Below are 25,141 nucleotides of genomic sequence, written 5' to 3'. Positions count from 1 at the left end.
CGCCCCCCCCCCCCCCCCCCCCCCCCCGCCGCCAAGCCGGCCGCGACGAAGGCCCGGCACCGCTCGCAGCCGCACCTCGTGACGGCCACACTCCGGCCGCCGGCAACGGCTTCCGCGCCGCCCGGAAGCCGTTCCGCAGCTCACCCAGGCCGTCGATGCGGCTGGGTGCGTGGACCTTGGCGATCGCGGTGAGGCACGCAGACAGCAGCGCAGTCCCGGCGGCGAGGGCTCCCAGGCGGACGATGCGCGATCGAGGTGCGCCGTGACACGGCCCGCGTTCAGGCGGCGGTACCCCGGGCGCCGAAGCCGGCGTCGGCCAGGACGCCGCGGCCGATGTCGGTCAACCTCGCCGGGACCTGTTCGCCGATGCGGCCGGGTCTGGCCGGGCTGATCAGCCCGGCGTGGATCAGGGCGCGGGCGCCGGGTTGGTCGCTGAAGGCCAGGCCGTCGACGAAGATGTCCGGTTCGCAGCTGAGCGAGACGCGGACGCGGCCGCACTCCGTCGCGCGGAGGACGGCGAGGGCTCGGTGGGTGAGTTCGGGGTTCGTCATGGTGGATCACCACTCGGTTCGTCCGCTGGGCTGCTGACCCCTTCGACGGTAGGTGTCCCGGGTCACCGCCGATATCCGCTGAGCGCGTCCGGCTGTCCGTTGTGCGATGCCAGTGCGGAAGCCGCGTTCACCGAGGCGACCTGCCGCACGAACTCCGGACCGCGGTGGGCGACCTGACCACGCGGGTCGTCGGTGCCCATGGCGAAGGGCCAGTCGCTGCCGAGCACCATGCGGTCCTCCCCGAACACCGCGACGGCCTGGTCCACGAGCGCGGGATCGTGGGCGAGGCAGTCCACGAACACGCGTCGCAACGCGGCTAAGGGGCCCTCGGTCAGCGGCGCGACTCCCGGCCGGGCTGTGTCGACGCCCCGTTGCCAGCGTCCCGCGACCGTGGGCACGGCGCCGCCGCAGTGCACCAGCAGCACGCGCAGTCCCGGATGGGTGGCGAGGACGTCGCCGAAGACGAGCTGCGCGGCCGCGACTGCCGTCTCGACCGGGTTGCCGAGCAGGTTGTGCAGGTAGAACGGGGAAAGCCGCTCGTCCGGCGACGCGCCCGGGTGGAGCAGAAGCAGCCGCGAGTCCGCGTCCAGGACTTTCCACAGTGGACTGAATCGGGCGTCCGCGAGGGACAGGGACCGGCCGCCCGCGGCACCGCAGACCCCGGCGAACCGCGGTTCGGTCCGGACGCGGTCGTACTCGGCGGCCGCGAGTTCCGGCTCCTCCAGCGGAAGGTACGCCAGCGGTCGCAGGCGCGGCCGCCCGTCGACCGCGCGCAGGATCCCGTCGTTGACCGCGCGCACCCACTCCGCCGTGGCGGGCTGCCGGAAATACGGTGGCGGGATGGACACGACACCCTCGTCCAGGCCCGCGCGGTCGAGGTAGGCCACGGCCTCGTCGGGCTGGTGCAGCAACGACGGGCCCAGCGGATCCAGGCCGGCCGGGGCGAGGTGGAGGTGCAGGTCGATCGACGTCATCACGCTGCCGCCGCGGTGTCGCGCAGGACTTCGTCGAGAGCCGCCGCGACGAGGTCGCGGACGACCCGCTGGCCGACGGTCGCGCCCGGGCCGCGGACGGCGACGTCGGCAGCCCAGGACACGACCGTGGCCATGCCGGAATGCGCGAACTCGAGCCGCAGCAGGACGTCCAGGGTGGTCGGGCCCCGGGTGCCGTGCACGGACAGGACCGCACCCGCGGGTTCGACCCGCTCGACGGCCACCTTCACCGCGAACGGCATGGGCACGAACGTGCTGCGCGGGGTGAACACCGCGCGGACCGCTCCGGAACCGTCCAGGCGGACCTCGCTCAGGCTCGGCACCGCGGCCAGCGCGTCGGTCCCGCCGTGCAGGGAGAGCAGCGCGGCAGCGCTCGCCGTCGTCTCGAACCGGCCGGTCAGTTTCATCGGAGCACCTTGACCTTCTCCGCGTCGAGGCCCCGCAGCAGCGCCAGGACGCGTTCGGGGGGATTGAACGATTCGAGCACCATGCCGTGGTCGCCGAGAGCGTCCTGGATGGCGGCACTCAGCGCGTGCAGCGGTGCGCCACCGCCCTCGCCCATGCCCTTGGCGCCGATCGGGGTGAACGGCGACGGGCTCACGACGTTGCCGTAGGCGAAACTGGGCAGGTCGAGCGCGGTGGCGGCGTGGTAGTCGTAGAAGTTGCCGGCGGCGAGCTGCCCGTCGCCGTCGTAGGCGAAGTGCTCGAACAGCGCGGCGGAGATGCCGTGCACGGTCGCGCCGTGGACCTGGCCCTCGATCACCATCGGGTTGATCGGGGTGCCGCAGTCGTCGACCATCGCGTACCGCAGCAGCTTCGTGTGCCCGGTCTCCTCGTCGATCTCGACGACGCAGGCGTGGATCTGGGTGGCGTAGGTGAGGGTGAGGTTGCCGTACTTCCGTTCGAGGTCGGGCAGTTCGAACGGCGCCCGGTACACCGACCGGGCCACCAGGCCGACCTCTTCGGCGACGTCGGCGGGCAGGTCGGCCGGGGAAAAGTGGACGATCCCGGCGACGGCGGCGAGCGGCAGCGCGCGTCCGGGGTCACCGGCGACCCGTGCGGTGCCGTCGGCGAGTTCGATCTCCTCCGGCGTGCAGCCGAGCGTGGCCGCCGCGACCAGGGAGATTTCCCGGATCAGCCGTTTGGTGGCGTTGAGGATCGCGCCGATGCCGGTGACTGCGAACTGGGACGCGTACGAGCCCGAGAAGCCGGTCTGCGCGGACAACGCCGAGTCGCTGCCGCGCTGCACGTGGACGTCGTCGTAGCCGACGCCCAGCATGTCCGCGACGACCTGCGCGACGGTCGTTTCGTGGCCCTGGCCGAACGCGACACCGCCGGTGGTGGCGTAGACGGACCCGTCCGCGCCCAGCTTCACCAGGCCGCCCTCGGTGTTGCCGCCGAAGGGCAGGTGCGCGTTGACCAGCCGGGCCTGGCCGAAGTTGTTCGTTCCCGAGTCCAATGTGGACCCGATGCCGATCCCGATCCGCTTGCCCGTACCGGCGACCTCCTTCTGCAGGCGGCGCGCTCCCGGATAGTCGATGAGATCGAGGGCCTTGCGCAGCGACAGCGGGAGGTCGCCCGAGTCGTAGACGCAGCCGTTGACCGTGGTGTACGGGTACTGGTCCGGCTGGACGTAGTTGTGCAGGCGGAACTCGACCGGGTCGAAGCCGAGCCGGTGCGCGGCGATGTCCATCATCCGCTCGACGAGCCACAGGTGCTGCATCCGGGAGTAGCCCCGGTTCGGGTGCACCGGGCCCTTGTTCGTGTACACCGACCGGTAGCGCACCTTGAGGTGCTTGAGCTGGTAGCAGGCGTTGGCGACCTGGGTCCAGATGACGCCGCCGAGCGGCTCGTAGCGGGTGTAGGCGCCGACGTCGTCAAGCGCGTCGTAGGTCAGGCCGAGGACGGTGCCGTCGGCCTGGAGCGCCATCTTGACGTTCCGGAACCAGCGTTCGTTGCCGTGCCCGCCCATCAGGTGCTGCTCGGAGCGGGTCTCGGTCCAGCGGACCGGCCGGCCCAGCTTGCGCGACAGCAGCGCCGCCGCGGTGGCCGGGATGTGCGTGTTGAGCTTGACGCCGAACGAGCCGCCGAAGTCCTTGCTCAGCACGCGCAGCTTGTTCGCCGGGTGCCGCAGGGCGACGGCCAGGTTGAACGTCGCGAGCTGCGGGGTCGCGAACCCGCCGGTGAAGGTGAACGTGTCGACACCGGCGTCGTACTCGACGGTGATCGCACTGCACTCCAGGGGCGTCGAGGAGAACCGGTGGAAGTGCAGCTCGTCGACCTCGACGACATGGTCGGCCTTCTCCAGTGCGAACTCGATGTCGCCCCAGTCGTAGAGCGTGTCGAAGGCGATGTTCGACCCGATTTGCGGGTGGACGAGCGGCGCGTCTTCACGGACGGCTTCACGGGCGTCGACGACGTGCGGGAGCGGCTCGTACTCGACGACGACCGCGGCGGCGGCATCCCGTGCGGCCTCGCGGGAGTCGCCCGCCACCGCGACGACCGGCTCGCCGGAGAACCGCACGGTACCGCCGGAGGCGAGACAGCGGTCGACTTCGGCGTCGCCGGGCGGGCCCTGCAGCTCCATGTACGGGTCGGTGAGCGTCTCGACCTCTTCGGGCAGCAGGCAGCCGAGGTAGCCGTCGACGCGCTCGGCCGCCGAGACGTCGATCGCGGTGATCCGGGCGTGCGCGTACGGGGACCGGACGAAGGCGAGGTAGCCGAGGTGCGCGACCGGGGTGTCGTCGCCGAACTCGCCCTGGGCCTTGAGCAGCCGGTCGTCCTCCTTGCGCGGCATCGGCTTCCCGGTGAACCGCCGGGTGGCCGTCCGCGCGATCTGTTCGGTGGTCACGGGCGCTCCCCGGCGGCGGCGCGGACGGCGCACACGATGTTGTGGTAGCCGGTGCAGCGGCAGATGTTGCCCTTGAGCGCCCGGCGGGTGGTCTCCTCGGTGACTTCCTCGCCGGAGCCGAGGAAGTCGGTGGCCGTCATGAGCATGCCGGACGTGCAGTAACCGCACTGCAGGGCGTGGTGATCCTTGAACGACTGCTGCAGCGGGTTGAGCGAACCGTCCTCTTCGGACAGTGACGCGGCGGTCTCGACCGTCCCGCCGTCGGCCTGCACGGCGAGCACCATGCACGACTTGACGAGCGTGCCGTCCCAGCGCACCGTGCAGGCGCCGCAGTTCCCGGTGTCGCAGCCGATCTTCGGGCCGCGCTTGTCGAGCGCGTCACGCAGCCAGTGCACCAGCAGCGTGCGGTCCTGGGCCGCGGCGGTCTCGGGCTTGCCGTCCACCGTTACGGTGATGTCCCTGGTCATCGGGTGCTCCTCTGCACGGCGGCGAGCAGGGCCCGCCGCAGCTGGACTTCGGCCATCTCCCGGCGGTAGGCCGCCGAGCAGTGCACGTCGTCGGCGGCGTCGACGTCTCGGGCCAATCCGGCCACGTCCGCCAGCGACGGCGTCACCGCCGCTCCGGCCAGGTGCCGTTCGACCTCGGGCAGCCGCAGCGGCGAACCGTAGACAGCGCCGAGGAAGACGCGCGCGTCGACGACGACGCCGCCGGTGACGTCGAGCCGCACGACCGCCCGCGCGAGTGCCCACGAATCGGCCCCGACCTGCAGATGCTCGTGCGCGACGACGGCATTCGACGGCAGCGGCGGGATCTCGATCGCCGTCAGCAGTTCGCCGGGACGCACCGCCGTGGCCAGAGTGCCGAGGAAGAACTCGTCCGCGGGCAGCACCCGCTCCCCCGCGGCGCCGAGAATCCGGAACCGGGCGCCGAGCGCCGACAGCAGCGGCGGGAAGTTGTTCGTCGGGTCGTTGAGACAGCAGTTGCCGCCGATCGTGCCGCGGTTGCGCACCTGCCGGTCGACCAGGCCCGCCGCCATGTCGGCCACGGGATGGCCGCGCACGGCAGCCAGCGAGGCGTAGGTCGTCGCCGCGCCGACGACGAGCGTGCCGTCGTCGGCGGTCCGGACACCGCGGAGCCCGTCGATGCGGTGGACGTCGACCAGTGCCGACGGCTGGGCGAGGTCGAGCTTGAGCATGTTGAGCAACGTCTGCCCGCCGGCGAGGACGACACTTCCGTCCACTTCGGACAGCATGGTGACGGCCTCGGCCGGGCTGGCAGGGCGCAGGTACTGCAGGGGCGGAAGGATCACGGGGACCGCCTCAGAACTCGGGGTGGCGTGCGGCCACGTGGTACGCCCCGGCGTGGAACACCAGGGGCTCGCCGTCGCCGGTGTCGAAACGCTCGACCTCGCCGAGGCAGATCAGGTGGTCGCCGGCGTCGACCCAGCGCACGGTCCGGCATTCGAACCGGACCAGCGCGCCCTCGATCAGCGGCACCCCGCCGAGGCCCTCCTGCACCGCCACGCCGGCGAACTTGTCCGGAGCCGCCGTCGCGAACTGCCCGGACAGGTGGTGCTGGTCGGCGGCGAGCACGTTGACGGCGAAGTGCGTCGCCCGCTGCAGGTCGGGCAGGCTCGGGGCGCGCTTGGCCGGGCACCACGAGACCAGCGGCGGCTCCAGCGACACCGACGTGAACGAGTTCGCGGTGACGCCGATCCGGCGCCCGCCCGGCGCGCAGGCGGTGATCACGGTGACGCCGGTGGCGTACCGGCCGAGGGCCGAACGCAGTTCGCGGGGGCCGAACTCGCGGGTCACGGGCAGCTCCGTCATGGCGGTCATGGCAGTCCTCCGGGTCAGGCCGCGACGGTGGCCAGGTAGCCCTGCGCGAGCGCGGGGTCCATGAACCAGTGGAAGAAGTCGCGCGGGTCGTCGAAGCCGTTGACGAACCGGCGCGCGATCCGCGGGTGCGCCCCGGCGGCGCCGAGCAGCTCCAGCGCGTGTGGCGGGGGCGGGGCCAGCAGCGCGTTCGTCCACCCGGCGACGTACTGCGCGTAGTCCCAGTACCGCTCGAAGGTCTGCTGCTGGAACTCGCGGTCGAACGGCCGGTCGCCGTGTTCGAGGATGCTGGACAGGTACGAGGTGGCGCACTTGCTCGCGTTGTTGGAGCCCTGGCCGGTGATCGGGTCGTTGAGCACCACGACGTCGGCCAGGCCCAGCACGGTGGCGCCCGACGGCAGCACCCCGACGGGCTTGCGCACGGTGGGCGGGAACCGGCCGGCGAGCACGCCGTTGTCGTCGGTCAGGGCGAGGTCACCACAGCGATCGGCCTCCCACGGCAGGAACTGCCGCACCAGCCGCAGCGACGTCTCGAGGTGCTCGGCCGGGGAGCGGACGTCACGCCAGCAGTCCAGCGGGCCGCCGGGGACGCCTTCGAAGACCATGATTTCGCACGGCCCGCTCGTGGTCAGCGCCGGGAAGACGAAGTACTCGCCGACGCCCGGGATGAGGTTGAACGAGACGGCGGAGTGTTCCTCGCGCGGGCGCATCCCGGTGACGTAGGTGAGCGCGAGCGAGCGCTGCGGAGCGTCGTACGTCGACCGCTCGGCGTCGCGCTCGAAGAGCCGCGCGATGTCGCCCTTGCCCGCGGCCACGATCACCAGGTCGGACGACCGTGCGTAGCTTTCCAGCTGCTCGACGCCGGCGTCGGTGAAGTCGAGCTTGCCGCCGCGCAGCTCGAACTCGTTCATCCAGGCGGGCATCTTCACGCGCTGGTCGACCGACTGCGCGGGCACGTCGAGCCGTGAGGCCCACGAGATCGCCTTGCCGCCGTTGCCGTCGGGCACGGTGAACGAGATGCCCTCGACCGGCGGACAGGCGTCGTCCCAGAGGTTGAGGCCCAGGCTGCGTTCGCGGGCGAGGGCGCCGCCGAACATGCACTGGCTGGACATGACCTTGCCGTCCCGGATCTCGTCCGGGGTCCGGTTCGAGACGATCGTGACGTCGTAGCCGTGGTCGAGCAGGCCGATGCCGAGCTGGAGCCCGGCCTGGCCGGCGCCGACGATGGTGATCGTGCGCATCGCTACCTCCGTGGGTCGCTGAGCTGGGGGATGGCCGGGACGGCCTGTTCGGGGCCCATCGCCGAGTAGCCGCCGTCGACGGCCCAGTCGGCTCCGGTGACGAAGGACGCCGCGTCGGAGCAGAGGAAGGCCACGACGTTCGCGACCTCTTCCGGGTGGCCGACGCGGCGCAGGACGTGGAAGGGGGCCGCGACCCGGTCGGTCCGGGCGCGGTCGGAGCCGGTCAGCTCGTCCATGACCTTCGACCAGGTCCAGCCGGGGCTGACCGAGTTCACCCGGATGCCGTCGCCGGCCAGGTCGAGGGCCATGTTCCGGGTCAGCTGGACCATCGCGGCCTTGCTCACCGGGTAGAGCCAGCGCCCGGTTTGGGCGACCTTGGCCGAGATGGACGTGAAGTTGACGATCGCGCCGCCGCGGGCGGCCAGGTGCGGGCGGACGGCCTGGGCGAACATCGCCGCGCTCACGACGTTGACGTCCAGGGCCTGCGCCCACTGCGCGCGGGTCGAGTCCGCGCCCTCGTCGACGTAGGAGCAGGCGAGGTTGACCAGGATGTCGATGCCGCTGAACCGGTCGACCGCGGTCTCGACGCACCGGCCGATCGCCGTGTCGTCGGTGATGTCGGTGGGCACGGCGACGACGTCGTCACCCAGTTCGGCGGCGACGGCCTTGGCGCCGGCGTCGTCGATGTCGGCGATGACGACCCTGGCGCCGGCGGTGTGCAGCGCGCGCACCACGGCCTGGCCGATGATCGTCGCGCCGCCGGTGACGACGGCGGTCCGTCCGGCGAGTCCCTGCATGGCACCTCCCTGTGTCCGGGTTGCCAGGGAAGGTAGGTCTGTGACGACGGCCTCAGCTATCCGTCCGGCGCGGCCACTGTGCGTTTTGCGCGGCCACCTGTCGCGTCGGCCCCGCGAAAAGCGGATAGTTACCGGTCAGCGGAGGTGACCCATGACCGACCAGGCGGAACCGGGTGCCGCCCTGCCCCTCGCGCACGGCGAGCACCTCAGCACCCGCGACGTCGACGAAGCGCGCGAGCTGGTGGCCCGTGCCTTCTGCTCGCACCAGCTCGTGCCGCTCGACGGCCACCGCAGCGTCGACGCGCGCTTCCACTCCGTGCGGCTCGGGCAGGTCGGGCTGCACTACCTCGACTACGGCGCCGAGGTCCGCATCGCCCCCGGGCAGCTGCAGGACTTCTTCCTCGTCCAGATGCCCCTGGCCGGCCGCGCCGAAATCACGTGCGGCAAGGAGTCCGTGCTGTCCGACCCGCTGACCGCGTCGGTCCCGGCGCCCGACCAGGACCTCGTCATGCGGTGGGGCGCGGACAACCCGCAGCTCATCGTCTGGATCGACCGGGCCGGTCTCGAAGAGCACCTGAGCCGGATGCTCGGCAAGCCCCTGGTCCGGCCCCTGCGGTTCGACCTCGGCATGGACATGACCCAGCAGGCCGTGCGGTCGTGGCGCAACGTCGTCGACCTGCTGCGCCGCGAGGTCGACACCGAGGGCGGCATCCCCGCCGAGCCGCTGGCGATGACCGAGCTGCAACGGCTGCTGTTCAGCCAGCTCCTGCTCGCGCAGCCGAACAACTACAGCGCGGTGCTGCACCGCGAGCCGTTGCCGAGCGCGCCCAAGGTGATCAAGCAGGCCGTGGAACTGATCGAGGCGCACGCGGCCGAGCCGCTGACCGTGGAGGACGTCGCCGAGGCAGTCGGGCTCGGCGTGCGCGCGCTGCAGGAGGGGTTCCGGCGGTTCCTCGACACGACGCCGATGAACCACCTGCGCGAGGTGCGGCTGCGGCGCGTCCACGAGGAGCTGCGGCTCGCCGACCCGGCCCGGACGAACGTCACGGAGGTCGCCGTGCGGTGGGGTTTCCTGCACGCCGGCCGGTTCTCGGTGCAGTACCGGCAGCGGTTCGGCGAATCGCCGTCGGCCACGCTGCGCGGCTAACGGCCTCGCTGAGCGGATAGCCGCTCGTTCTCCGTGCTCCTACCGTTTGCCGGAACGACCCGGCCGACGAAGGAGCGAGGTGCACGGTGGACGCAACCGACCCGGTGCCGATCGAGGAGCTGACCGGCGAAATCGGCCGGATCTTCGCCGCCGCAGGACTGTCCGCGAACGCCGCCCGTGTCGTCGCGGAATCCCTTGTGGACGCCGATGCCCGCGGGATCCCCTCGCACGGCACGATGCTCGTCCCGATGTACCTCGAGCGGATCCGCCGCGGATCGGTCAGCACGGAGGAAACCGCGGTCGTCGTCTCCGACGTCGGCGCTGTGGCCACTTTGGACGGTCGTAACGCGCTCGGGCAGCTCACCGGCGACCAGGCGATGCGGCTGGCGGTGGAAAAGGCGAAACAGTACGGCATCGGCGCCGTCACCGTCCGGCACGCGTTCCACTTCGGCGGCGCCTTCCGGTATGCGCTCGCCGCCGCGGCGCAAGGCTGCATCGGGGTCGCCGCCGCGAACACCCGGCCGCTGATGCCTGCCCCGGGTGGTGCGGCGCCGGTCGTCGGCAACAACCCCTTGGCCCTGGCCGCCCCGGTCCCGGGTCGCGAGCCGATCGTCCTCGACATGGCCCTGTCCGAGGCCGCGCTGGGCAAGATCCGGCTCGCCGCGGCCGACGGCCGGACGATCCCCGCGACCTGGAGCACCGACGCCGACGGCGTCCCCACCACCGACCCGGTCGCCGCGCTCGCCGGGATGCTGCTGCCCGCGGCCGGGCCCAAGGGTTACGGCCTCGCCGTACTCGTCGACGTCCTCACCGGCGTCCTGTCCGGCGGTGCGTCGGGCCCGGAGGTGGCCGGGCTCTACGCCGACACGGCCGTCCCGAACGACTGCGCCCACTTCTTCCTCGCGCTCGACCCCGCCCACTTCGGCGACGGCTTCCCCGAGCGGATGCGGACGTTCGCCGACCGGCTCGCGACGTCGCCGGTCGCGCCGGGGCACGACCGCGTCTACCTGCCGGGTGAGCTGGAGGCCCTGCGGCACGAGCAGGCCCGGGCCGAAGGCATCCGGCTGACCCCGGCGGTCCGGGCAGCACTGGCGGAGGAGGTGGGGGCGCGATGAGCGAGTACGACGCCGTCGTCATCGGCTCCGGCATCAACGGCCTGGTCGCCGCCGCCGAGCTGGCCCGCGAGGGCTGGTCGGTCGCGGTGGTCGAGCGCAACGCCGTCCTCGGCGGCTTCATCGCGTCGGAGGAACGCACTCTGCCCGGCTATGTGCACGACACGTATTCGTCGTGGCACCCGCTGTTCGTCTCCGGCCCCGCCTACGCGGCGCTCGGCGACGACCTGCACCGGCTGGGCCTCGAGTACCGCAACACCGACGGCTGGGTGACCGCCAGCGTCGCCGACGACGGCCGCACGACCTACGCCCACCGCGACCCCGAGCGTACCGCCGCCCGCTTCGCCGACGGCCGCGACCGGGACACGTACCTGGCCGCGCTGAACGGCTTCCTGGAGATCGCGGAACCCTTCGGCACGCTGATGGCGTCCGAGCTCAGGTCCGTGGCAGCGTTGCGCGCCGGGGCGAAGCTGGCCCGCCGGACGCGGCTTCTCCGCGACGCGGTGACGAGCGGGCGGTCGTTCTGCCGCCGCGAGTTCCGCGGGTCCGAAGTGGATCACCTGTGGACGCCGTGGCTGCTGCACGCCGGGCTGTCCCCCGACCACGCCGGGGGCGGGCTGATGGTCCCGGTGCTCGCCGCGACCATGCACGGCTTCGGCCTGCCGGTGGTCGCGGGTGGGTCGGCCCGGCTGGTCGACGCGTTCGGCAAGCTGTTCGCCGAACTCGGCGTCGAAGTCCACACCGGCACGGAGGTCGAGCACATCCTCGTCGAGGGCAAGCGCGCCGTCGGCGTCCTCGCCGGCGGCCGCCGGCTGAAGGCCAAGGCGGTGCTGGCTTCGTGCACCCCGACCGCGCTGGTGCGTGAGCTGCTGCCACCCGGCGCGGTCGACGGCCGGTTCACCGGCGCGGCCGAGCGGTTCCGCTACGGGCGCGGCGCGATGCAGATCCACGTGGCCCTCTCCGGGCCGCCGCGGTGGCGGGAGGACCGGCTCGCCGAGGTCCCGCTGATCCACCTCTCCGACGGCTCGGCGAGCACCGGGATCGCCTGCGCCCAGGCCGAAGCCGGGCTGCTGCCCGCGAAACCGACCGTCGTGGTGGGCAGGCAGGACGTCCTCGACCCGGCCCGCGTCCCGGACGGCGCGGCCGCCCTGTGGCTCCAGCTGCAGGAGGTGCCGTTCACCCCGGCCGGGGACGCCGCCGGCGAACTGGACACCACCGGCGGCTGGACCCCCGAGCTGGCCCGGGCGTTCGCGCAGCGCGTGCTCGACCGGGTCGCCGCCCACTCCCCCGGGCTGATGGACCTCGTCCGCGCGATCGACGTCGTCACTCCGGTGGACCTCGCTGCCCACAACGTCAACGCCGTCCACGGCGACCCGTACGGCGGCTCGGCCGAGCTCGACCAGAACTTCCTCTGGCGCCCGACGCCGGCCGGCGCCCGGCACGCCACGCCGGTGCCCGGCCTCTGGCACATCGGCGCCTCGACCCATCCCGGTCCCGGCCTCGGCGGCGGCTCGGGTCACCTGGTCGCCCAGCGCCTGCTCCGCCACCGCTGACCCCTCCAGGAGGAGCCATGAAATCCACCTTCGACGCCCAGGACGAGGTCCTGGTCGTGACCGGTGGCGCCCACGGCATCGGCGCCGCCACCGCCCGTGCCTTCGCCGAGCGCGGCGGCACCGCCGTCGTCTTCGACGTCGTCCACGCCCCGGACCTCGACGGCCACGACCGGATCGAACAGCACCGCGTCGACGTCTCCGACCGCGAGCGCGTGCAGGACGCGGTCGACGCCGTCCTGCTCCGGCACGGCCGGATCGACGCCCTGGTGGCGGGCGCCGCGATCCAGCCACGCTGCGACGTCGTCGGCATGGATCCCTACACGTGGCGGCAGACCCTGGCCGTGAACCTCGACGGCGTCGTCTGGTGCACGCAGGCCGTGCTGCCCGGCATGATCGCCCGCCGGTCCGGCAGCATCGTCGTGTTCTCCTCCGGGCTCGCCCACGCCGGCCGAGCCCAGGCTTCCGCCTACGCCGCGAGCAAGGGCGCCTTGACGTCGTTCGCGAAGTCCCTGGCCGCCGAGGTCGCCGACTACCGCGTGCGGGTCAACACGATCTTCCCCGGCGTGATCGACACACCCCAGTTCCGCGCCGCCAACCCGGCCGGCGGCGAGCGCGAGCACTGGGCCGCGACGACCGGGATCGGCACCCCCGAGGACGTCGTCGGCTGCCTGCTCTTCCTGCTCTCGGACGCGGCCACGATGACCGGATCCACGCTGACCCGCGACCGGGCCTTCGCGCAGGAGGAATTGTGAGCGAACAGGAATCCCTGCCCATCGCGGTCGTCGGCGGCGGCCCGATCGGGCTCATCACGGCGCTGGGGCTGGTCCGTTACGGCATCCCGGTCGTGGTGTTCGAAGAAGACGAAATGCTCTCGCTGGACACCAAGGCGGGCACGGTGCTCACCCGCACCCTCGAAGTCCTGCACCGCTACGACGCCGTGGACGACGTACTGCGGGCGTCGCTGCGGATCGACGAGATCGGCGACATCGACCGCGCCACCGGCACCGCCCGCGCCAGCGTCCACACCGGTCTCCTCGGCGACGACACGCGCTTCCCGTTCGTGGTCAACATCCCGCAGCACCACCTCGAACCCGTGCTGCGCCGCAGGTTGGAGGAACTCGCCCCTGGAGTCGTCCGCATGGGACACCGGATGACCGGCTTCGACCAGCACGAAGACCACGTTTCGCTCCGGCTGGACACGCCCACGGGAGAGCAGCGGGTCGCCGCGCGGTACCTGCTGGCCTGCGACGGCGGCCGGTCCCAGACCCGCGAACAGCTCGGCATCACCGTCGAAGGCCACACGCTGGACCAGCGGTACATGCTCGTCGATCTGGAGGTCGACCTCGACGTCGCCAATCCGCGTGACTACCCCTACCTCGCCTACTTCGGCGACCCCGCCGAGTGGATGATCCTCGTCCGGCAGCCGCACTGCTGGCGGTTCCTGTATCCCCTCGAGCCCGGCGCGCCCGAGCCGGACCGGGCCGAACTCGCCGCGAAGGCGAAGCGGTTCATCGGCGACGTCGACGGGCTGCGCGTGCTCGGCACCAACATCTACCCCGTGCACCACCGGGTCGCCGACCGCTGGCGCGCCGGCCGTGTCTTCCTGATGGGCGACGCCGCCCACCTCATCACCCCGATGTGGGCGCTCGGCCTCAACACCGGCGTGCTCGACGCGTCGAACCTGCCCTGGCGGCTGGCGTGGGTGCTCCGCGGCTGGGCCGACGAGTCCCTTTTGGACGGCTACGAGCGCGAGCAGGCCCCGGTCGCGGTCCGCGGCTCCGGCGAGATGGCCGAAGCGGCCCGCGCCTACATGGACCGCCGCGACGACGGCGTGTCCGCGATGGCCGGCGGCGGCTGGGGCGTCGCGGTGACCCGCTCCCTGCTCGGCGTCCGCCTCGACGTCGACGGCACCGGAGACTGGTCGATGATCGCCACCGGCGAGGAGCCCCGCCCGCTCCGGGCCGGCGACCGGCTGCCGGACGTCCGCCTGTTCGGCCCGGACGGCGCCGTGCACGCGCACGACCTCTGCGCCGACACGTTCCTCGGCCTGTACTTCACCGACGCGCGCCGCAACCCGCGGCTGCCCGCCGACGACACGCCCGGACTGCGCCGCGTCGTGGTCAGCCGGTGGGACGCCCCGCTGGACTCGCCCCTGCGCGGCCGCGCCCTGTTCGACCCCGGTTCGCGAGCCATGCGGCGGCTGGGCGTCGGACCGGACACGGCGGTGCTGCTGCGGCCGGACGGCCACGTGGCGGCGATCGCCGCCTTCGACCCCACCATCGACGTCGACCCGCTCGGTGCCGCCCATGCGCGGATCACCGGCCGGGTCCCGGCGGAAGGAGCGCTGACGTGACCGCGGGAACCACCGTGCACGCACCGGACGGAACGCCGGTCGTGCTGGCCGAGATCGGCCAGACCGAACTCCTGGTCAACGACCACGTGCGCGTCTGGGAGGTGGCCCTGGAGCCCGGCGAGTCGCAGCCGTGGCACCTGCACCACCACCCGTACCTGGTCGTGAACCTCGAAGCCTCGCCGGGGCGGATGGACTGGCTCGACGGCGCACCGCCGCGGTTCGTGAACGAGTACGTCGGCGGCGTGATCTTCCGGCCGACATCGCCGGTGCACATGCTGACGAACGTCGGCCCGACCCGGTACCGCAACCGGCTCGTCGAGCTGCTGGACCTCGGCGAACGAGCCGCCCCGGTGCCCGCCGAGCCGGTCGGCCACCACGTCGTGTTCGAAACCGACCTGGTGCGGGCGTGGGAGATCGTCCTCGACCCGGGTGCCTCGCTCGCGGGCCACCGCCACCGGCACCCCCACGTCGTGATCACCCTCGACGGTTCCGACACCCGCATCGACACCACCGACGGGCCGGGACCGGTGGAAACCGAGGCGCCGGGCGACGTCCGCTACCGCAAACCCGGCGGCCTCCAGACCCTCGTCAACGTCGGGCCGACGCGCTACCGCAGCCGCCTGATCGAGCTGAAATACCTGGGAGAGAACCGATGACGACCAACCTCTCGGCCCCCGCCGCGTACTCCGGCGAAGCCGCCGACCGCGCCCGCGTGGGCGCACCCGGCGCGCTCAGCCGGTTCCGGGAGATCCTCGTCCAGACCCACGACCTGGACTGGATCGACAAGACCCTGGACGGCCTGTCCCACAAGATGCTCTGGCGCGACGACGAGACCGGCGCGTCGATCGCGCTCGTCCGGTTCCGGAAGGGCGCGGGCATCCCGTCCCGGCACGCGCACGCGTCGAACCAGTTCATGTTCTGCCTGTCCGGCCGCTACACCTACGTGCCGACCGGCATCACGCTCACCGAGGGCGCGTTCTACTGGAATCCCAAGGGATCCGAGCACGGCCCGACGCTCGCGGAGGAGGAGTCGGTCCTGGTCGAGGTCTACGACGGCCCGCACTATCCGACCCAGCCCGGCTGGTACGCCGACCCCGCCGACGCCCGCTGAAGGGAATCACCGTGCCCAAACAGGAAATCGTCTCCCCGGACCTGGCCGTCCCCAATGGACACTTCGCGCAGGCCACCCGCTCCGGCCGCCTCGTCTTCATCTCCGGCATGACCGCCCGCAACGCGGCGGGCGGTGTCACCGGCGTCGGCGACATCAGCGCGCAGACCCACCAGGTGTGCCAGAACCTCGAAGCCGCGGTCAAGGCCGCCGGCGGCACGCTCGACGACATCGCCCGCGTCGACGTCTACGTCCGCAACATGGAGGATTTCGACGCCATCCACGCCGTGCGACGGCAGTACTTCACCGGCGTGGCCCCCGCGTCGACCATGGTCGAGGTCTCGAAGTTCGTGAACAAGGACTACCTGATCGAGATCAACGCGATCGCCGTGCTCCCGGAGGACGCGCGATGAAGCTGGCCACGGTCCGCGTCGACGGCAGGGACCACCTCGGCGCGGTGGAACCGGAGGAAGGCACGGTGACGATCCTGCCCGCCGCGGCCCCGACGCTCGACGACGTCGTCCGCGGCGACCTGGTGGACCTGCGCCACGGCACGCGCGTCACGTTGGACGCGGTCGAGATCGTCGCACCGCTGCGCCGGTTCAACCGCGACATCCTCTGCACGGGCTGGAACTACTGGGACCACTTCGAGGAATCCCGGGGCAAACGCGAAGGACAGGACCCACCGGAACGGCCACGGCACCCGACGTTCTTCACCAAGGGCCCGGACACGGTGATCGGCCCGCACGACGACATCGCCTACGACCCGGCGATCTCGGCCAAGTGGGACTACGAAGCCGAAGTCGCGCTGATCATCGGCAAGGACGGCCGGTCCATCCCGGAAGAGCGGGCCTGGGAGCACGTGTTCGGCCTGTGCGTCGCCAACGACGTCTCCCAACGCGACCTTCAGCGCCGCCACGGCGGCCAATGGCTCAAAGGCAAGAGCATCGACGCGACCATGCCACTGGGCCCCTGGATCACCACGGCCGACGAGGTCACGGACCCGTACGACCTCACCGTGCGCTGCACCCTGAACGGCGAGGTCCTGCAGGAGGCCTCCACGCGCCAGGTCGCGTTCCGCTTCGAGCGCATCATCGCCGAACTGAGCTGGGGCATGACCCTGCGAGCCGGCGACGTGATCCTCACCGGAACCCCCAGCGGGATCGGCAACGCCCGCGAACCGCAGGTGTTCCTGGCGCCCGGAGACGAGGTCGTCACCTCCGTCAGTGGCCTCGGCGAGCTTCGCAACCGGGTTGTCGCGACCGACCTCAAGGCCTACCCCGCCGGTGTCCCGTAGACCACCAGCTCGGTGCTGCTGACGAAGAAGCAGCCGAGCGATCAACCCGGCCGCCGGCCGAACGGAGGGTCGTGCGGCCGGCTTCCACGCCGCTCCGGTACGACACCGCGATCAGCTCACCGAGCTCGTACCGCACCCGGAAGCGTGCGAGATCTCCCTTTCGGGCTCCTGCGGGCCGGCCCGACCGAGTGATGGCCGCCGTTGACGGGTGCTAGAGTCGGGAACTAGCACGTGCAAGCTGCCGTTGGCCGGCGAGGTGAGGGAGTGGTGGGGGCGAAGACGGGCAAGCGGGTGACCGCTGCCGACGTGGCGCGTTCACTGGGCCTTTCGCGGGCGACGGTGGGCTTCGTGCTCAACGGAACGTCCGGGCAACGGATCTCCGAAGCGACCAAGGAACGCGTCCTGGCCGAGGCCGCCCGCCTCGGCTACCGGCCCCATACCGCCGCCCAGGCGCTGCGCCGCGGCAGCAGCAAGCTGGTCCTGCTCGTCGTCCCCGACTGGCCGGTGGAATTCAGCGTCGGCAAGTGCGTCGAAGAAGCCTCCCACGCACTGGAGGAAGCGGGGTACTCGCTCGTCACCCAGACCCGCCACCCCGCGGGCACCGCACGCCCGCTCTGGGAACTCCTCGACCCCGAAGTGGTCGTCGGGTTCACGCCGTTCACGCCGGACGAGCTGACGGCGATGCGCGGCTGCGGCGTCACCCGCATCATCCCCGGCTCCATGGCCGGCTCGGCACCACCCGATCCGCTCGGCCTCCAGGACGGCCCGCGCCTGCAGGTCGAGCACCTGCGCGGACGCGGGCACACGCGCCTCGGCTTCGCCGCGACGGCCGACCCCCGCCTGGCCGGCCTGGTCGAGTCCCGGCTGCGGCTGGCCCAGGAAACCGCCGCGGCCGCCGGGTTGCCGCCGCTGGTGGTCCGGCACGTCGACGACCATGCGGACGCGGCCGGGGAAGCAGTGCACGGCTGGCTGGACGCGAACGTGACCGGCGTCGTCGCCTACAACGACGAAAGCGCCGCGCGGGTGGTCCGCGCCGCCGTGCGCGCGGGCCACCGCGTTCCGGCCGACCTCGCCGTCATCGGGCACGACGACAACCCCTACACCGCACTGTTCGTCCCCTCGATCTCGAGCATCCGGATCGACTACGCCGGCCTCGGGCGGCACCTGGCCGCCTTGGCCCTGCGCGAAGCCACCGGGCGGCCGCTGCCCGCCGGCGAGGCGGACGCCGCGGCGACCGTGGTCGCCCGGGAATCGACCGAGCCGGGCCGGGCTTCACGCCGGCCGTAGCTCGCTTTCGGCGAGCCAGCCGGTGACGGCGTCGATGCCGAGCCGGGCCGGGGTTCACGCCGGCCGTAGCTCGCTTTCGGCGAGCCAGCCGGTGACGGCGTCGATGCCGAGCCGGAAGGGCGGCCGCTCCGGCCGGTTGAGAAAACCGTGGCGAGTACCGGGAACGATCCGGTGCTGCACCTCGACGCCCGCGGCGGCAAGCTCGGCCGCGAACGCCTCCCCCGACGCCCGCAGCGAGTCACGGTCGGCGTCGAGAACGAGCGTCGGAGGCAGCCCGGCCGGCTCACCGCCGCCGGGAAACGCCTCCCGCAGCACTTCCGGAGAGCCCGCGTAGTTCCGGTTCATCTTGTCGACGGCGCCCGGCGTGAGCTGCCCCCACCGATGCCACCCGCGCAGGCGCGAGGCGAGCCGGGCCGAGGGAGCCGGGAGCGCCGCGTGGAAGGTGCCGTACGCCAGCACGAGCCGGTCCGGCCCCGCGCGGCCTTCGTCGCGTAGCCGGACCGCGGCCGACGCCGCCAAGCATGCGCCGGCACTCGCCCCGCCCAGAACGACCCGCCCGTCCACCGACCGCTCCCGCACCCGGGCGAACACATCGACGACATCGTCGACGGGGACGGGGAACCGGACTCCGGCCGGCCGGCCGGGCGCCGGTTTGCGCACCCAGCTGAAGGCCGGGACACGGCGGTAGTCGACGCTCACCACTTCGCGACCGGTGCCCGCAACGGCCGCCGCGACGGCGTGCGCCTCGGCCATGTCCAAGTCGCCCCAGGCGAAAGCACCGCCGTGCAGCCACACCAGCGGCGCGGCCCGGTCCGGTGATTCCCCCGATGGCGCGTAGCGGCGCGCCGGAACCATGCCGTGCCGCCCCGGGACCGCGATGTCTTCGGTGTTCAAGCTCAGGCTCCGTCCCCAGCTGGGTTGTAACGTTTCATGAAGGAGTGCTTGCACGTGCTAGCTCCGGGAGATTAGCATCACCGCCCAGCGCTTGCTAGCACGTGATACCACGTCTGACCTGAGCTTTCGGACAACGGAGTCTTGCCATGATCGACAGCCAATCGTCCGCCGTCCCGCCACCGCCTCCGGTGCTGTCCCCCGAGCCCGCCCCGGCACTGCCCAAGGTCTCCGCCCGCTACATCTGGCTGATGGTCCTGGCCCAGTTCGGCGTGTTCCTGGCCTTCATCACCCCCCTCGGGATCTCGCTCTCGGTGAAGCTCGCCCAGCTCGCGCCCGGGCACGAGGAGTACCTCGGCTACATCACCGGCGGGGGTGCGGCCTCGGTTCTGTTGTTCGGACCACTGCTGGGCGTGCTCAGTGACCGGACGAGGAGCAGGCTGGGGCGTCGCCGCCCGTTCATGATCGGCGGGATGCTGCTCGGCGTGGTGTCGCTGGTGGTCATGGCGACCGCCCCGAGCGTGTTCGTGCTCGGGCTCGGCTGGGTGCTGGCCCAGCTGGGCTGGGGACAGGTCCTGGGCGCGCTGACGAACTCGCAAGCGGACCGGTTGCCCGAGGAACAGCGCGGCAAGGTCGCCGGGCTCGTCGGCTTCGCCACCCTCATCGCCCCCGTGGGCGGGGTCGTGCTCGCCAGCCGGTTCGTCGGCGACGCGCTGCTGCTCTTCCTGGTCCCCGGCTCGGTCGGCGTCGTGCTGGTGACGCTCTTCGTCTGCCTGATCCACGAGCCCGACAGCCGCACGCTGCCCCACGGCGAACCTCTCACCGCGCGAAGCCTGGCCGGCAAGTACATGTTCAGGCCGCGCCGGTACCCCGACTACTCGTGGAACTGGCTCAGCCGCTTCCTGTTCTACTTCGGACTGACGCTCAACACGACGTTCGTCGCCTTCTTCCTCGCTGCCCGCCTGGGGATCAGCGTGGCCGAGGTGGCCGGCACCGTCGCCGTGCTCTCCGGGCTCGGCGTGCTAGCCACGTCCGCGGGCGCGCTGGGCGGCGGGTTCCTGTCCGACAAGCTCCGCCGGCGTCGCGTGTTCGTCCTCGTCGCGGGTGCGGTCTTCGCGCTCGGCGCGGTGGTCATGGCCTTCGCGTCCAGCGTGCCCCTGCTGTTCGCGGGCTCGCTGACGACCTCGGTCGGGCTGGGCATGTTCTCCGCCGTCGACCAGGCGCTCGCCCTCGACGTCCTCCCGGAGCGCGAGACGGAGGCCGGCCGTTTCATGGGCATCATGGGCTTCGCCACTTCGATCCCGCAGTCCGTCGCACCGCTGGTCGCGCCGGTTTTCCTGACCATCGGGGCCGCGGCCACCGGGAAGAACTACACCCTGCTGTTCCTCGTCGCCGCGGCCTGCACCGTCCTCAGTGGACTGGTCGTGCTGCGTGTCAAGTCCGTCCGATAGAGGAGATTCCGTGTCCCCCACCTGGCAGGCCAGGTTCATCACGCCCGCGTCCGAAGCCGGAGCGCCGGCCCCGTACTTCCGGCGCGAGTTCACCGTCGAGGGCACGCCCCGCCGCGCGACCCTGCACGTCACCGCGATCGGGCTGGTCGAGCCCCACCTCAACGGCGAGCGCGTCGGCGACGAGGTGCTGGCCCCCGGCTGGACCTCCTACCGCCACCGTCTCGCGGTCAGCTCCCACGACGTGACCGACCGGATCGTGCCCGGCGCGAACGCCGTCGGTGCCGTTGTCGGCGAAGGGTGGGCCCTCGGGCGCCTCGGCTGGGAGGGCAAGCGCCACCACTACGCCGACCGGCCGGCGTTGTTCCTCCAGCTCGATCTGGAGTACGACGACCGCACCGAGACCATCGGCTCGGACACCTCGTTCACCACCGGCACCGGAGCCGTCCTGGCGAACAGCCTCTACGACGGCGAGGAGTACGACGCCCGGCTGGAACCCCTCGGCTGGGACCAGCCGGAGTTCGGTGACCCGTGGGAGCCGGTGGAGCTGTTCGAATGGGACCTGTCGGCCCTCGTCACCTCCACCGCTCCCCCGATCCGGCGGATCGAAGCACTGAAGCCCGTCTCGATCACGCGGAGCCCGAGCGGTAAACCGATCGTCGACTTCGGACAGAACATCTCCGGCTGGGTCCGGTTGAGCGTGCAGGGCGAGCCGGGGCGGACGGTGACGCTCCGCCACGCCGAAGTCCTCACCGACGGCGAGCTGGAGACCGAAACGCTGCGCACGGCCGCGGCCACCGACCGGTACACCCTCCGCGGCGGCGACCGCGAAACGTGGGAGCCGAAGTTCACCTTCCACGGCTTCCGCTACGTCGAAGTGGACGGCTACCCGGGCACCCTCGCCGCCGACGACATCGCCGCGGTCGTGGTGCACAGCGACATGCCCCGCACGGGGTGGTTCGAGTGCTCGAACCCGTTGCTGAACCAGTTGCACGCCAACGTCGTCTGGTCCATGCGGGGCAACTTCGTCGGTGTGCCCACCGACTGCCCGCAGCGAGACGAACGCCTGGGCTGGACCGGCGACCTCAACGCCTTCGCCCCCACCGCGGCGTTCCTCTACGACGTGCGCGGCGTCCTCGGCTCGTGGCTGGCCGACCTCGCCGCCGAGCACTGCGAAAAGGGGTACGTGCCGTGGGTCGTCCCGGACGTGCTGTCCACTCCGTCATCGCCCACCGCGTTGTGGAGTGACGTCGCGGTCAGTCTCCCGTGGACGCTCTACACCGAGTACGGCGACCCGGACATCCTCCGGCAAAGCTACGACTCGATGGCGGCGTTCGTCCGGGACGTCGAGTCCCGGCTGGACGAGAACGACCTGTGGAGCACCGGATACCAGTTCGGCGACTGGCTCGACCCGGACGCGCCGATGGACAACCCGGCGGGCGGCAAGACCGACCGCCACCTCGTCGCGTCGGCGTTCCTGTGCCGCACCACCGCACAGCTGGCCAAGACCGCGGCGCTGCTCGGCGAGGCCGAAGACGCCGACCACTTCACGACGTTGGCCGATCGCGTGCGTGCGGCGTTCCGGCACGAATACGTCACCCCGTCCGGACGGCTGGCGAACGAGTCGGCGACCGCGCTGGCCCTCGCGATCTGCTTCGGCATCCTCGACCCGGCCCAGGAAACCAAGGCCGGCGACCAGCTGGCCGCATTGGTGGCCAAGGCCGGTTACCGGATTTCCACCGGGTTCGCGGGAACCCCGTTCGTCACCGAGGCCCTCAGCCGCACCGGCCACCTCGACGAGGCCTACCTCCTCCTGCTGGAAACCGGGTGCCCGTCGTTCCTCTACCCGGTCACCATGGGCGCGACCACGATCTGGGAACGCTGGGACTCGATCCGCCCGGACGGGACGATCAACCCGTCCGGAATGACTTCCCTCAACCACTACGCCTTGGGTGCGATCGCCGACTGGCTGCACCGGGTCGTGGGCGGCCTCTCCCCCGCCGAACCCGGCTACCGCCGGATGCACATCGCCCCACGTCCGGGCGGCGGCCTCACCCACGCCACCGTCACCCACGACACCGTCCACGGCCGCGCCACCGTGGCCTGGCGCAACGACGACGGCCGGATGCACCTGGACGTCACCCTCCCCGACGGCACCGAAGCGACCGTGGTGCTCCCCCAGCACCCGGACGAGCTCGTCGTCCAGGTGACCGGCGGAGAGCACTCCTGGAAATACGACATCGCCGAGCGGGCGCCGGAGCAGTACACGATGGACACTCCACTTCGGACGCTCTCCGAAGACCCGAAGGTGTGGCGTGCGGTCACCGAAGCCTTCGCGAAGCACTTCCCCGGCATTCCCCTCGACGGTTCCGCGCCCGAAGCCGCGAGTGTCTCCCTCAACGTCGTCCTGGACCACGTCCCCGGCGCCTCGGCCGAACTGAAGAACGATCTGGTGGCCGCCGTCGGCGGTCAGGAAGGAAGCCTCTGATGCCCGATTTCACCCTGGAGCAGAAGGCAGCCTTGCTGTCCGGAGAGGACTTCTGGTCCACCAAGGCGATCGCCGGCGTGCCGTCGATGCTCCTGGTCGACGGGCCGCACGGGCTGCGGCTCCAGGACGCCGACACCGACCACCTCGGCATCCACGACAGCCGGCCCGCCACCTGCTTCCCGACCGCGGCCGCGGTCGGCTCCAGCTGGGACGCGGGCGTCGCCGCCGAGATCGGCGCGGCCATCGGCCGCGAAGCGCGAGCCGCCGGGGTGACCGTCAACCTCGGGCCCGGCGTGAACATCAAGCGGTCACCGCTGTGCGGCCGCAACTTCGAGTACTACTCCGAAGACCCGCTGCTCAGCGGCACGCTCGGCGCGGCACACGTGCGAGGCCTGCAGAGCGAGGGCGTGGGCGCGTCGGTCAAGCACTTCGCCGCCAACAACCAGGAAACCGACCGCATGAGCATCAGCGCGGACGTCGACGAACGCACCCTGCGCGAGATCTACTTCCCCGCCTTCGAGAAGGTCGTGACCGAGGCGCACCCGGCCACCGTGATGTGCTCCTACAACCGCGTCAACGGCGTCTACGCCTCCCAGAACCGGTGGCTCCTCACCGACATCCTGCGCGACGAGTGGGGCTTCGACGGCGTCGTCGTCTCCGACTGGGGCGCCGTCAACGACCGGGTCGCGGCCCTGCGGGCCGGTCTCGACCTCGAAATGCCCGGCACCGGCGGGGTCACCGACGCCGAGATCGTGCAGGCCGTGCAGCGCGGTGAACTCGACGAAGCCGTCGTCGACCGCAGCCTGCAGCGGGTGCTCGCCCTCACCGAACGGGTCACGCCCGCGACCGGCACCCTCGACGTCGAAGCCCACCACGCCCTGGCGAAACGGCTCGCCACCGAGTGCGCGGTGCTGCTGAAGAACGAGCGGGACACGCTGCCCATCGCCCCCGAAGCCAGTGTCGCCGTCATCGGCGAGTTCGCCGTGGAGGCCCGGTTCCAGGGCGGCGGCAGCTCGCACGTCAACCCGACCCGCGTCGACACCGCCCTCGATGCCATCCGGGCACTGGGAACATCCGTCACCCACGCGAGCGGGCTCGACGACAACGCCGTGGAGATCGCCCGCGAAGCCGACGTCACCGTGTTGTTCGCCGGGCTGAAGGAAATCGACGAGTCCGAAGGCTACGACCGCGACACCATCGCCCTGCCGGACGGGCAGATCGACCTCATCCGCCGCGTCGCCGCCGTCAGCTCCCGCACCGTGGTCGTGCTGTCCCACGGCGGAGTCGTCTCCCTCGAAGGCTGGCACGACGACGTCGACGCCATCCTCGACGGCTGGCTGCTCGGCCAAGCGAGCGGCAGCGCCCTCGCCGACCTGCTCTACGGCATCGCCAACCCCTCCGGGCACCTCGCCGAAACGATCCCCCTCCGACTCCAGGACAACCCGAGCTACCTGAACTTCCCCGGCGAACAGGGCCACGTCCGCTACGGCGAAGGCGTGATGGTCGGCTACCGCTACTACGAAACCGCCGAGGTCGGCGTCCGGTACCCGTTCGGCCACGGCCTGTCCTACACCACCTTCGAGACGAACGACCTCTCCGTGACCGTCACCGGCGACGACACCGCGACGGTCTCGGTCACCGTGACGAACACCGGGCCCATCGCGGGGAAACACGTCATCCAGGTCTACGTCGCCACCGGCGCCGGACCGGTCCGCCGGCCCGCCCGTGAACTGCGTGCGTTCACCAAGGTCGAGCTGGCCCCGGGAGAAACCCGGGCGGTCGACCTCGCCCTGGAGCGCCGCGCCTTCGCCTACTACGACGTCGAACTCGCCCGCTGGGTCGTCGCGCCCGGGGAGTACACCGTCCAGATCGGACACAGTGCCGCGGACATCGTCGCCGAGGCGCCGATCACCCTCACCGGCGACACCATCACGCGGGTGCTGAGCCTCGACTCACCGGTGCAGGACTGGTTCGGCCACCCGGTCGTCGGCCCGCTCATCACCCACAAGATCACCGAATCGATGGGCGCCGAACAGGCGAAACAGGCAGGCGAAGCCCAGGACTGGCTGCGCATGGTCGCCTCACTGCCCATGAAGCAGTTCACCCACTTCCTGACCTCCGGCGGCGCGCACCTGCCGGACGACGCCCTCTCCGAACTGATCGAACTCAGCAAGAACTGACTCCCGGAAA

General features: G+C 71.7%; 23 protein-coding genes. 13 read left to right on the top strand and 10 right to left on the bottom strand.

The features are described 5' to 3' along the window. Positions 1-278: 278 nt before the first annotated feature. From ABJI51_RS04510 to ABJI51_RS04470, 9 genes are all read right to left on the bottom strand, one after another. Positions 279-551, bottom strand: a complete 273-nt coding sequence (locus ABJI51_RS04510) for a hypothetical protein (RefSeq protein WP_348947642.1) — start codon at positions 549-551, stop codon at positions 279-281. A gap of 62 nt (positions 552-613) precedes the next feature. Next, positions 614-1,525, bottom strand: a complete 912-nt coding sequence (locus ABJI51_RS04505; protein ID WP_348947641.1) for an amidohydrolase family protein — start codon at positions 1,523-1,525, stop codon at positions 614-616. After that, a complete protein-coding gene (locus tag ABJI51_RS04500) occupies positions 1,525-1,950 on the bottom strand; it encodes an SRPBCC domain-containing protein (protein WP_348947640.1) in 426 nt (141 codons plus the stop codon). Before ABJI51_RS04500 ends, ABJI51_RS04505 begins: the two co-directional genes overlap by 1 nt. Further along, on the bottom strand, positions 1,947-4,394 hold the full coding sequence (locus tag ABJI51_RS04495; RefSeq protein ID WP_348947639.1) for a xanthine dehydrogenase family protein molybdopterin-binding subunit: 2,448 nt from the start codon (positions 4,392-4,394) through the stop codon (positions 1,947-1,949). Before ABJI51_RS04495 ends, ABJI51_RS04500 begins: the two co-directional genes overlap by 4 nt. Beyond that, on the bottom strand, positions 4,391-4,861 hold the full coding sequence (locus ABJI51_RS04490) for a (2Fe-2S)-binding protein (protein WP_348947638.1): 471 nt from the start codon (positions 4,859-4,861) through the stop codon (positions 4,391-4,393). Before ABJI51_RS04490 ends, ABJI51_RS04495 begins: the two co-directional genes overlap by 4 nt. Then, positions 4,858-5,703 (bottom strand): FAD binding domain-containing protein, encoded by an 846-nt coding sequence (locus ABJI51_RS04485; RefSeq protein ID WP_348947637.1) that lies wholly within the window; start codon positions 5,701-5,703, stop codon positions 4,858-4,860. The genes ABJI51_RS04490 and ABJI51_RS04485 overlap by 4 nt, the downstream gene beginning before the upstream one ends. A gap of 10 nt (positions 5,704-5,713) precedes the next feature. Then, positions 5,714-6,232: a flavin reductase family protein gene (locus ABJI51_RS04480; protein WP_348947636.1), complete on the bottom strand. Its 519-nt coding sequence runs from the start codon at positions 6,230-6,232 to the stop codon at positions 5,714-5,716. Positions 6,233-6,246: 14 nt separating this feature from the next. Continuing rightward, positions 6,247-7,470: a styrene monooxygenase/indole monooxygenase family protein gene (locus tag ABJI51_RS04475; RefSeq protein WP_348947635.1), complete on the bottom strand. Its 1,224-nt coding sequence runs from the start codon at positions 7,468-7,470 to the stop codon at positions 6,247-6,249. 2 nt (positions 7,471-7,472) lie between these two features. Continuing rightward, on the bottom strand, positions 7,473-8,267 hold the full coding sequence (locus ABJI51_RS04470; RefSeq protein WP_348947634.1) for an SDR family oxidoreductase: 795 nt from the start codon (positions 8,265-8,267) through the stop codon (positions 7,473-7,475). A gap of 151 nt (positions 8,268-8,418) precedes the next feature. Here ABJI51_RS04470 and ABJI51_RS04465 point away from each other — a divergent pair, with 151 nt between their 5' ends. The 10 genes from ABJI51_RS04465 to ABJI51_RS04420 all read left to right on the top strand — a co-directional run bounded on the left by ABJI51_RS04465 (position 8,419) and on the right by ABJI51_RS04420 (position 18,124). Continuing rightward, positions 8,419-9,414, top strand: a complete 996-nt coding sequence (locus ABJI51_RS04465; RefSeq protein WP_348947633.1) for an AraC family transcriptional regulator — start codon at positions 8,419-8,421, stop codon at positions 9,412-9,414. An 86-nt stretch (positions 9,415-9,500) separates the two neighbouring features. Next, entirely contained in the window at positions 9,501-10,529 is a 1,029-nt protein-coding gene (locus ABJI51_RS04460; protein ID WP_348947632.1) for an Ldh family oxidoreductase, read from the top strand. Next, complete coding sequence (locus ABJI51_RS04455) at positions 10,526-12,079, top strand: phytoene desaturase family protein (protein ID WP_348947631.1); 1,554 nt, start codon at positions 10,526-10,528, stop codon at positions 12,077-12,079. Before ABJI51_RS04460 ends, ABJI51_RS04455 begins: the two co-directional genes overlap by 4 nt. A gap of 17 nt (positions 12,080-12,096) precedes the next feature. Further along, a complete protein-coding gene (locus ABJI51_RS04450) occupies positions 12,097-12,831 on the top strand; it encodes an SDR family NAD(P)-dependent oxidoreductase (RefSeq protein WP_348947630.1) in 735 nt (244 codons plus the stop codon). Then, a complete protein-coding gene (locus ABJI51_RS04445; protein ID WP_348947629.1) occupies positions 12,828-14,432 on the top strand; it encodes an FAD-dependent monooxygenase in 1,605 nt (534 codons plus the stop codon). The genes ABJI51_RS04450 and ABJI51_RS04445 overlap by 4 nt, the downstream gene beginning before the upstream one ends. Then, a complete protein-coding gene (locus tag ABJI51_RS04440) occupies positions 14,429-15,088 on the top strand; it encodes a cupin domain-containing protein (RefSeq protein WP_348947628.1) in 660 nt (219 codons plus the stop codon). The genes ABJI51_RS04445 and ABJI51_RS04440 overlap by 4 nt, the downstream gene beginning before the upstream one ends. Beyond that, positions 15,085-15,543: a cupin domain-containing protein gene (locus ABJI51_RS04435; RefSeq protein ID WP_348947627.1), complete on the top strand. Its 459-nt coding sequence runs from the start codon at positions 15,085-15,087 to the stop codon at positions 15,541-15,543. Before ABJI51_RS04440 ends, ABJI51_RS04435 begins: the two co-directional genes overlap by 4 nt. 11 nt (positions 15,544-15,554) lie before the next feature. Beyond that, complete coding sequence (locus tag ABJI51_RS04430) at positions 15,555-15,953, top strand: RidA family protein (RefSeq protein WP_348947626.1); 399 nt, start codon at positions 15,555-15,557, stop codon at positions 15,951-15,953. Continuing rightward, entirely contained in the window at positions 15,950-16,837 is an 888-nt protein-coding gene (locus ABJI51_RS04425) for a fumarylacetoacetate hydrolase family protein (protein ID WP_348947625.1), read from the top strand. The genes ABJI51_RS04430 and ABJI51_RS04425 overlap by 4 nt, the downstream gene beginning before the upstream one ends. A 267-nt stretch (positions 16,838-17,104) precedes the next feature. Further along, entirely contained in the window at positions 17,105-18,124 is a 1,020-nt protein-coding gene (locus ABJI51_RS04420) for a LacI family DNA-binding transcriptional regulator (protein ID WP_348947624.1), read from the top strand. A 54-nt stretch (positions 18,125-18,178) separates the two neighbouring features. On the opposite strand, the gene ABJI51_RS04415 is transcribed toward ABJI51_RS04420, so the two are convergent. Further along, positions 18,179-19,018 carry an alpha/beta hydrolase gene (locus ABJI51_RS04415; RefSeq protein WP_348947623.1) on the bottom strand — a complete coding sequence of 280 codons (840 nt, stop codon included), beginning with the start codon at positions 19,016-19,018 and terminating at the stop codon, positions 18,179-18,181. Positions 19,019-19,164: 146 nt separating this feature from the next. Here ABJI51_RS04415 and ABJI51_RS04410 point away from each other — a divergent pair, with 146 nt between their 5' ends. Genes ABJI51_RS04410 through ABJI51_RS04400 form a run of 3 tightly spaced genes read left to right on the top strand, consistent with a single transcriptional unit; the run spans position 19,165 to position 25,131 of the window. Further along, positions 19,165-20,466, top strand: a complete 1,302-nt coding sequence (locus tag ABJI51_RS04410; RefSeq protein WP_348947622.1) for an MFS transporter — start codon at positions 19,165-19,167, stop codon at positions 20,464-20,466. Positions 20,467-20,476: 10 nt separating this feature from the next. Continuing rightward, positions 20,477-22,951 carry a glycoside hydrolase family 78 protein gene (locus ABJI51_RS04405; RefSeq protein WP_348947621.1) on the top strand — a complete coding sequence of 825 codons (2,475 nt, stop codon included), beginning with the start codon at positions 20,477-20,479 and terminating at the stop codon, positions 22,949-22,951. After that, positions 22,951-25,131, top strand: coding sequence for a glycoside hydrolase family 3 C-terminal domain-containing protein (locus ABJI51_RS04400; RefSeq protein ID WP_348947620.1), 2,181 nt, complete (start codon positions 22,951-22,953; stop codon positions 25,129-25,131). The genes ABJI51_RS04405 and ABJI51_RS04400 overlap by 1 nt, the downstream gene beginning before the upstream one ends. Positions 25,132-25,141 lie beyond the last annotated feature (10 nt).

It is taken from the genome of Amycolatopsis melonis (genome assembly GCF_040064235.1).
GTDB classification, from domain to species: domain Bacteria; phylum Actinomycetota; class Actinomycetes; order Mycobacteriales; family Pseudonocardiaceae; genus Amycolatopsis; species Amycolatopsis melonis.
The sequence above is the reverse complement of the archived record's forward strand: the minus strand, read 5'-3'. Positions and strand labels throughout refer to the sequence as shown.